Source organism: Frankia sp. CcCS3, assembly GCF_977927575.1.
In genome coordinates, this window is record NZ_CDWRCL010000115.1 from 1 (window position 1) to 8,221 (window position 8,221).

General features: G+C 71.1%; 7 protein-coding genes. 3 read left to right on the top strand and 4 right to left on the bottom strand.

Annotated features, from left to right (window positions below; genetic code table 11):
* Window positions 1–141: 141 nt before the first annotated feature.
* Window positions 142–657, top strand: coding sequence for a hypothetical protein (locus AC08OQ_RS11785; protein ID WP_476605250.1), 516 nt, complete (start codon window positions 142–144; stop codon window positions 655–657).
* Between the two features lie 104 nt (window positions 658–761).
* Here the strand turns inward: AC08OQ_RS11785 and AC08OQ_RS11790 are convergent, their stop codons facing one another.
* Together AC08OQ_RS11790 and AC08OQ_RS11795 are read right to left on the bottom strand one after the other, a co-directional pair.
* Window positions 762–2,264 (bottom strand): MFS transporter, encoded by a 1,503-nt coding sequence (locus AC08OQ_RS11790; RefSeq protein WP_476601006.1) that lies wholly within the window; start codon window positions 2,262–2,264, stop codon window positions 762–764.
* A 189-nt stretch (window positions 2,265–2,453) separates the two neighbouring features.
* Window positions 2,454–3,101, bottom strand: a complete 648-nt coding sequence (locus tag AC08OQ_RS11795) for a TetR/AcrR family transcriptional regulator (protein ID WP_462203816.1) — start codon at window positions 3,099–3,101, stop codon at window positions 2,454–2,456.
* Window positions 3,102–3,427: 326 nt separating this feature from the next.
* On the opposite strand from AC08OQ_RS11795, the gene AC08OQ_RS11800 reads away from it, so the two are divergent.
* The gene (locus AC08OQ_RS11800) at window positions 3,428–4,594 is read left to right on the top strand and encodes an alpha/beta hydrolase fold domain-containing protein (RefSeq protein WP_476601007.1); all 1,167 of its coding nucleotides are present in this window, start codon (window positions 3,428–3,430) and stop codon (window positions 4,592–4,594) included.
* 223 nt (window positions 4,595–4,817) lie between these two features.
* Window positions 4,818–5,858, top strand: a complete 1,041-nt coding sequence (locus tag AC08OQ_RS11805; RefSeq protein WP_476601009.1) for a universal stress protein — start codon at window positions 4,818–4,820, stop codon at window positions 5,856–5,858.
* A gap of 75 nt (window positions 5,859–5,933) precedes the next feature.
* Here AC08OQ_RS11805 and AC08OQ_RS11810 read toward each other — a convergent pair whose 3' ends face one another.
* On the bottom strand, window positions 5,934–7,013 hold the full coding sequence (locus AC08OQ_RS11810) for an LLM class F420-dependent oxidoreductase (protein ID WP_476601011.1): 1,080 nt from the start codon (window positions 7,011–7,013) through the stop codon (window positions 5,934–5,936).
* A 33-nt stretch (window positions 7,014–7,046) separates the two neighbouring features.
* Window positions 7,047–7,772, bottom strand: coding sequence for a class I SAM-dependent methyltransferase (locus AC08OQ_RS11815; protein ID WP_476601013.1), 726 nt, complete (start codon window positions 7,770–7,772; stop codon window positions 7,047–7,049).
* Window positions 7,773–8,221 lie beyond the last annotated feature (449 nt).

Sequence of the window (8,221 nt, forward strand, 5' to 3'; positions counted from 1 at the left end):
ACACGAGGCATGCCACATCAGGTCACAGCAGGCCACGCCGAGCCAACATTACGCACAGTTACCAAACTGGCTGGGGTCTCACGCCCACCCCGGTTAACTTCGAAGACCCGGAGTTCCTCAAACGCATCCGGACGGCGAACCATGGCTCCTGACAGTCGGCCCGCCAGCCACCCGGGTCGGGATGCGGCCCGTCTCGGGGCCGTTCTCCTGCGCCAGGCGTCCGATCTGCTCGACACCCTGGACGTCCGGCAGCTCGACGATCTCATGGCGGGTCGGGCGCGGCTCGCGGTCGTCCCCGCGGCCACGGCCACACCCACACCCACGGCTACGGCTACGGCTACGGCTACGGCTACGGCTACGGCAGCAGACCCGGGCGGTCGTGCCGCGGCGGACGGCTCCCGGCTCCCGGCGTCCGTGGACGTCGAGAAGCTGCACGCGACACTGGTCGCCGCCGCGAGCCGGGAGGAAGCCCGGGAGCACCTGGCCGCCCTGGGCCGGATCCCGGTCCCGCAGCTACGGGCTCTGGCGGGCGCCCTGGGTGTCGACGGGGTCGGCGGCAGGGATCCGAAAGCCACCGTGATTCGAAAAATCGTGGACGGGACCATCGGTTTCCGGCTCAGCTCCCGGGCGATACTGGCCGGGGAATCCGAACTGTAGGATTTCCGATCACCACCCCAGCGCCCCCAGCGCCCCGCGGCCCTTCCTGGCCTGTCCCGGACGGACGAGGAAGGGGCGCGCGGACGGGGTGCCGCGCGGACGGGTCAGCCGGCGTGCGCGGGGACGACCTCGACGTCGGCGGTCGACTCCCGCCCGGCTCGGATGAGCACGATGATCACCACCGCAGCGAGCGCGATGAGGATGGCTCCCCACAGGAACGCCGTGGTGTAGCCCTCGATCTGCGCCTGGTCAAGGAGGGCCTTCCCACCCCGCCCGTGATCGGCCAGGTAGTTAGTGACGGCCGTCGCGTAGACGGTGTTGAGCAACGCGGTGCCCAGCGACCCGCCGATCTGCTGCGTCGTATTGACCAGCGCGCTGGCCACCCCCGCGTCGTGCGGGGCGACCCCGATCAGCGCGAGGTTCGACAGGGGCACGAACGAGAAGCCCATGCCGATGCTGATCAGCAGCTCGGAGGGAAGGATGTGCACGACGTAGCTCGAATCCGTCCCGATCGCGAGGAGCAGCGCCATCCCGACCGCCGCGAGCGTCGTGCCGGCGCCGGCGAGTACCCGGGGCCCGACGCGCGGCAGGAGCTGGCTGGCCAGCCCCGCGGAGACGATGATCCCGCCGCTGAACGGCAGGAACGCGAAGCCGGTCTTCAGGGCGCCGTAGCCGAGCGTCTGCTGGAAATAGTACGTCAGGAACAGGAACATCGCGAACAGGCCGGCCCCGGTCAGCAGCGAGGCCAGGAACGAGCCGCCGCGGTTGCGCTCCCACGGCACCCGTAGCGGCAGCAGCGGCGCGCTGGTGCGGGACTCGATGACGACGAAGGCCGCGAGCAGCACGACCGCACCGACCAGCAGCCCGATGGTGCGGGCGTCGCCCCAGTCGTCCTCGGCGGCCACGGTGAAGCCGTAGACCAAGGCCACCAGGCCCGCGGTCACCGTCACCGCGCCGGGCAGGTCGTAGCGGGCCTTGCCCTGCGCCCGGCTCTCGCGCACCACGGGCAGCGCGAGAGCCGCGGTGATGAGCGCGATCGGCACGTTCACCAGCAGGCACCACCGCCAGGAGGCGTACTCGGTGAGCAGGCCGCCGACGATAAGACCGATCGCGGCGCCACCACCGGAGATCGCTCCGTACACGCCGAACGCCTTCGCCCGCTCGCGGCTTTCAGTGAAGGCGACGGTGATCAGCGACAGCGCGGCCGGCGCGAGCAGGGCCGCGAACGCACCCTGCAGCGCCCGCGCGGCGAACAGCAGGCCGGCGTTCGGGGCCAGGCCGCCCAGCGCCGAGGCCAGCGCGAAACCGAGGAGTCCCCAGCTGAAGGCCCGCTTGCGCCCCAGGTAGTCGGCGACGCGCCCGCCGAGCAGCAGCAGACCGCCGAAGGCCACGGTGTACGCGGTGACGATCCATTGCCGGTTCGCGGTGGAGATGTCGAGATCGGCCTGCGCGTGCGGGATCGCGATGTTCACGATCGAGGCGTCGAGGACGACCATGAGCTGCGCGACAGCGATGATCCAGAGCGCGAGCCAGCGCCGTGGATCGGGCGAGCCGTCCGCCGCGTCCACCGGACGGTCCTCCGCCTGGTGGTCGAGGGTTGTGGTCACAGGGAAGCTCCTAGCCGATCGGGCCTGAAACGGGGACGAACGAACGCCACGAGTTCGCGCGAGGCGACCCGGTGCGGTGGGGATGGTGCCGGTGGACGGCGCCCCGGGACCGGGCGGTCCGTGGCGGCGTCGGTGACGCGACGGTGGCAGGGACAGGGCTATCGAACGAGCGTTCGAGCAGAGAATAGCTCAGGTGTTCGAGTTGGCCCCGGACGGGGGTGTTCCGGGCCGGAGTGTCGTTCCGGGCCGGCCAGCCAGTAACGGCATGAGCACGTCGTCCACCATATGATCGACGAACGCGCCGTCGAGCGGCTCACCGGTGACGAGCAGGCGACAGAAAATCATCGCCATAACGATCTCCATGATCACGTCGAAATCGGCCGACGCAGAGATCTCCCCCCGTTGCGAGGCCCGAGCGAACATGCAGCGGCCGATCTTCGCCTTGTTCTGCAGGATGTTGGCCTGCACGACCGCAGCCAGCCGCGGGGACTCGCTCGCGGCCCGGAGCACGCCAATGAGCAGCGCACCGTCGGGACCGGTAATCGTGTCGACCATGAGGCGCACCTCGGCGGCCAGGTCGTCCCGCAGGCACCCGGTGTCAGCCGGGACGCGGTCGCCGGGACCATGCCGCCGCAGGGCCTCCACGACCATCTCGTCCTTGCACGACCATCGGCGGTAGATCGTCGCCTTGCTGGCCCGGGCCCGGGCCGCGACCGCGACCATGCTCATCCGCTCATACCCGACCTCGACGAGCAGTTCCAGCGCGGCGTCCAGGATCGCCCGCTCCCGGGCATCGTCCCGGGGCCGGCCACGCCCGGCGCCACTCGGCGGGGAAATCGGTCTTCACCCTTCCGTCTCGGACGCTTCTCCGGAGTCGACGCGCATGGCCGCGACGCCGAGGAGAAGACGCAATGAACATTACCCTAACCAGAGAAACAGTACCGTACTGTACTGCAAATGCCAGCTCCCCACACCGTGTGGCGCTGGTCACATCTGCCACCCGTCACCAACACCCGCACGGGCTCCGGGCTCCGGGCTCCGGCCGCGATCCGGGTGTCCCGAACGGACAACACCCGGGGCCGTCCGCCTAGAATATCGGCAAACGCCAAGATCAAGGGATTCATCATGCGATCGGATGTTCGGGGCGGTTAGAGCGGCAGGGCATGATGACTGGCGGAGGCGAGAGTTCCGTCCCCGCTGACCCCTACCCGGCCGATCCCTGCCCGGCCGATCCCCGTCCCGCGGACGGCCCTCCGGAAGGGAGAATTGTCATCATCCGCTCCGCCCAGCACCGATTCCTCGCCGCCGCCACCGGCAGCATGCTCGCGCTCGGCCTGGGCCTGGCCGCGTGCTCCCGGCACGGCTCCGCCCCTCGCCCCGCGTCGCCGACAGCGTCGGGCCCGGGTGGCCCGAACAGCGCACCCGCGCAGGCCGGCACGCCCGAGGAGTCCGGCGGCATGTGGGTCCTGCGGGACGTGCCCTACGCGCCGGTCTCGCCGGCACAGCGGCTGGATCTCTACCGTCCCTCCCCGCCGGCCCCGACGGCAGGTGCCGAAGGGGCCCAGGTGACCCCCGGGACGGTCCTGCCGGTGGTACTCACGATCCACGGTGGCGCGTTCATGCTCGGCGACAAGCGGGACGACCTGCCGGTGGTCCGAGCACTCGTCCACGCCGGGTACGCCGTCGCCAGCTTGAACTACCGGCTGTCCGGGGAGGCGAAGTTCCCGGCCGCGGTCCAGGACGTGAAGGCGTCCGTCCGCTGGCTGCGGGCCCACGCGGGCACCTATGGCCTGGGCCCCTCCCGCATCGCCGCGACCGGCGCGTCGGCCGGGGCCTACCTCGCGGTGATGCTGGGCACGACGAGCGGCGTGGCGATGTTCGACGACCCGGGGCTCGGCAATCCCGGGGTGTCCAGCGACGTCCAGGCCGTCGTCGACTTCTACGGCCCGGTGAACTTCGCCTCGATGGACGCCCAGCTGCGCGCGAACGAGCGGTGCACCGTGGCTGACGCCCAGCACGACCAGCCCCACTCGCCGGAGTCGCGGTTCCTCGGCCGCACCGTGACGGCCGTGCCCCAGCTGGTCCGGGTGGCGAGCCCCCTGAACTACCTGAGCCGCGGGCCGCTGCCGCCGTTCCTGATCGAGCACGGGGACGCGGACTGCACGGTCCCCCACCAGCAGTCGCTGGAACTCGCCCACGCGCTGCGCGCCGCCGGAGCGCCGGCGGTGGACGTGACGATCGTGCCGGGCGCCGGCCGCGGCGGTGCCTTCCCGGCCCGGGAGCGGATGGGCGTCGTTCTGGCGTTCCTGCACCGCACCATCGGCCGCTGACGGCCGGCACACCACCCGGCGCTCCGTCGACCAACCACCTCTGCGGCCTCAGGCCACCTCTCCGACCTCAGGCCACCTCTCTGGCCTCAGGCCGCGGGCCATCCGGCAGGGTCATGACCGGCCGCAGGCCCCACCGGCTCACCCCGCGCGTCACGTCGCGGGGGTCACCTTCAGGCGGAACCATGGCAGTGACGGGGAGCAGCACGGCGAGAGGGTGATAGGGATGTCGGACACCGAGGCACAGTCGGACACCGCGGGGTACGCGCGCCCCGCCGGGCAGGCCGTCGAGGCGGCGGACGCGGAGTCCGCCGCCGGTGGGATCGTCGTCGGGGTCGACGGTTCACCCGCGTCCGTCGCCGCGATCCGGTGGGCCTGCGACGAGGCCGCCCGGCGCCTGGTCCCGGTGATCGCGGTACTGGTATGGGACGTCATGGGCGAACCGCGGCCGGTCTTCGAGACCGCGGCGAACGCCGACCGCGAGGGTCTGGCGCACGCCGCCACGCGGGTTCTGGACACCGCGCTAACCGCCGCCCGGGTCAGCGATCCGACAGTGCGGATCATCCGGCGGGTCGAGGAGGGCAGTCCCGTCCCGGAGCTGCTGCGGGCCGCGGCCGACGCGCGGATGATCGTCGTCGGCGAGCGCGGTCACGGGGCCCTGCACCGGCTGGTGAGCGGCTCGGTGAGCCAGGGTGTGGTGCACCATGCCTCCCTGCCGGTCGTCGTGGTACGGCCGGTCGCCCCGGCCGCCGGATCCGGCAGGCACCGGTCCGGAAAGCATGACCGCGATATGGCGAGCGGCGGCGTGGCGAGCGGCGGCGCGCACCAGCCCGTCGGCATCGACGACCGGCCGGTGGTCGTCGGCGTGGACGGCTCGGCCCCCTCGCTCACGGCACTACGGTGGGCCGTCGAGGCGGCGATGCTCCGCAAGAGCGCCCTGCACGTCGTGCACGCCTGGCACCTGGACATCCCGATCTACCCGGGGAGCTACGCCGATATCGGATCGGCGCTGGCGGAGCAGGCCCGGCAGACCCTCGACCAGGCCGTCTCCACGATCGTCACCGAGCACGCCGGCGGGCTGCCCATCCCCGTCAGGAAGGAGACCGTCGTCGATGGCCCCGCCCATGCGCTGCTGCGGGCCTCGGCTGACGCGCAGCTGCTCGTGGTCGGCAGCCGCGGGCACGGCGGCTTCGCCGAACTGCTTCTCGGTTCGGTGAGCCACCAGTGCGTCCTGCACGCGCACTGCCCGGTGGCCGTGGTCAGGTAGCGGCCCCGGTGGCCCTGGTCGGTAGCGGCGCGGCCCGTGGTCGGGAAACCGGCGCGGTCCGTCCGGCGAGGTCGATCAGCCGATGCCAGCCGGCGTGGGGATGCGGGGGCGCAGCGTGCTCAGCAGGCCGAGGACCCGCTCGGCCAGGTCCTGCTCTCCCCCGCCAGCCGATCCAGTTGATCCGGCTGATCCGGTCGATCCGGCGGTGTCCCACGCTCCGAGCAGGAAGGACGGAGTCAGGCGGACGTAGAGCTGGACCGCGGTGACCCCGGGCTGCACATATGCGGCGATCTGGTCGCGGCACTGCTCGGGCGTGCCGTGGATGAACAGGGCGTCGATGACCTCGTCGGGTAGCGCCCGGGCGGCACCACGCTGGTCCCCGGCGGTCCAGCGCTCGTGGGACTCGGCGAGCCGTTCGCCGTTGCCGAGCCATTCGTGGAAGGCGTGGTAAGGGGTCTGGTTGAGGATCCAGGTGAGGAACGGCCGGCTGTCGCGGCGGGCGACGTTCGGATCGGCGTTCGGGCTCACGAAGACCTTCACCACCAGCTCCTTGCCCGCTGGCTGCGGTCCGACGGCGGCACGGACCTTGATCATATCTTCGGGGGACAGCAGATTGGTGACGGCACCGTCCCCCTCGGTGAAGCCGAGCTTGAGCATGCCGGGCCGCATCGCTCCCAGGATGACCTTCGGCGTCTCGATCGGAGGATTCGGTAGGACGAAGCCGCGGATCGCGAACGTGTCGAAGGCGCCGGAGACCACCTCGCCGCGCAGCGCCCGGGTGAGGAAACGAAGCGTGTCCCGGGTCCGACGGAAGGGCTCGTCGAACGGGATGCCGTTGAGGTCGGTCACGTGGGCGGGCACCGACGAACCGATGCCGAGGACAAGCCCGCCGAACGTCAGATCGGCCAGGGTCGCCGCGGTCTGGGCGAGCACCGCCGGGCCGCGGGTGTGGACGGGCACGATCGCGCTCGCCAGGCGCACCCGGGGATCCCAGGCGGCGGCGACCGCGAGCGGGGTGAACGCGTCGACGCCGCCGCCTTCGGCCGTCCACACGTCGCTGTAGCCGGCGTCAGCGAGTCCCGTGACGATGCGTCGATGGTCCCGCAGCGGGATGCCGGGCAGAGGAAGAGTGACACCGAAACGCGGAGTGGTCACGGGAGTACCTCACGGGTGGTCGACGGTGTTCGGTCAGATGGTCGTCGCGGAGACGGAGGACAGAGACGGAAGGGCGGGAGTTCCCGCGCCCGGAAGCTCAGGCCGGGGGCGCCGGCCCCAGGCAGCGATGATGCTGGGCCCGAGGTCGAGGAAGTCGGGATCGGCGAGCAGGGCCAGGGCCGAGTCGAGATCGGCACGGGTGAGCAGGCCGCTGTCGACGAGGTAGTCGGCGGACTGGCCGAACGTCGCACGCCACAGGCGCCCGATCTCGTTGGAGCCGCCAACCGGGTAGTACGTGGCGTGCAGACCGGTGTCGACCAGGCCCGCCCGGGTCAGCGGCGCCGGCAGCGTTCGCCCCCACCACAGGTCCGACCCGATCGACGACGCCATCGCCTGGCCGATCGCCTCGAAGGCGTGCCGGAATCCGTCGTGCGGTGACGAGTCGACCGGGGACAGCACGAGATCCTCAGTGACCAGCCAGCCGCCCGGGGCCAGCCAGGAGACTAGCCGCCGCAGCACCTCCTCACGCTCGGGGATGTGCATGAGGACGGTGCGGGCATGGATGAGGTCGAAGGAACCCGGCTCGAAGTCGTGGGTGCGCACGTCCGCTTGGACGATCCGCAGGTTCGACCGGCCGGCGTCGTCGAGGAAACTCGTGCTCACGTCGACCGCAGTCACCTCCCCGCCGGGGAACCGGTCGGCCAGCCAGTAGGCGACCGAACCCGCACCGGCACCGAATTTCCAGGAACCGCCCTCCATCGGCGATTCCCCGCGCCTCGAGAACGGCGTGCGTGGCCGGGTCCACCTGTGATTCCAGCAGTTGCAGCCAGCCGAGTTCCGTGGAGATGTCGTGGCTGAGGATGCCCTGGACGTATCCGACCGACGTGTCGGGCGCGGAACGCTGCGTAGCGATCACGTCTCGCGCCGGCGCCAAGGCCGCATCGGATCCCGTTGTACTGGTCATCGTCTCCCCTGGGCATGGTTCTGGGCCCGTTCCGGGCGGTCGCGGCCAGGTCCTAGACCGGTTGCGGACCAGTTCCGGTCCGGCACGGCGGTACCGATTCCTGCATGGTTTCCACTGTCGTACCTGGTTTTCACTGTCGCGAACAGTTTCCGCGTCCCGGACCGCGACCCATTCCAGTCGGCTCGCGGCGGCTGGTCCAGAGGCATCACGGTGCTGTTACCAGCACTAAGGAGTCGAAATGAAA

Excerpts from the sequence above, each read along its gene's own strand:
- AC08OQ_RS11785 (WP_476605250.1), top strand. The coding sequence starts at position 142 with ATGGCTCCTGACAGTCGGCCCGCCAGCCACCCGGGTCGGGATGCGGCC.
- AC08OQ_RS11800 (WP_476601007.1), top strand. The coding sequence starts at position 3,428 with ATGATGACTGGCGGAGGCGAGAGTTCCGTCCCCGCTGACCCCTACCCG.
- AC08OQ_RS11805 (WP_476601009.1), top strand. The coding sequence starts at position 4,818 with ATGTCGGACACCGAGGCACAGTCGGACACCGCGGGGTACGCGCGCCCC.
- AC08OQ_RS11815 (WP_476601013.1), bottom strand. The coding sequence starts at position 7,772 with ATGGAGGGCGGTTCCTGGAAATTCGGTGCCGGTGCGGGTTCGGTCGCC.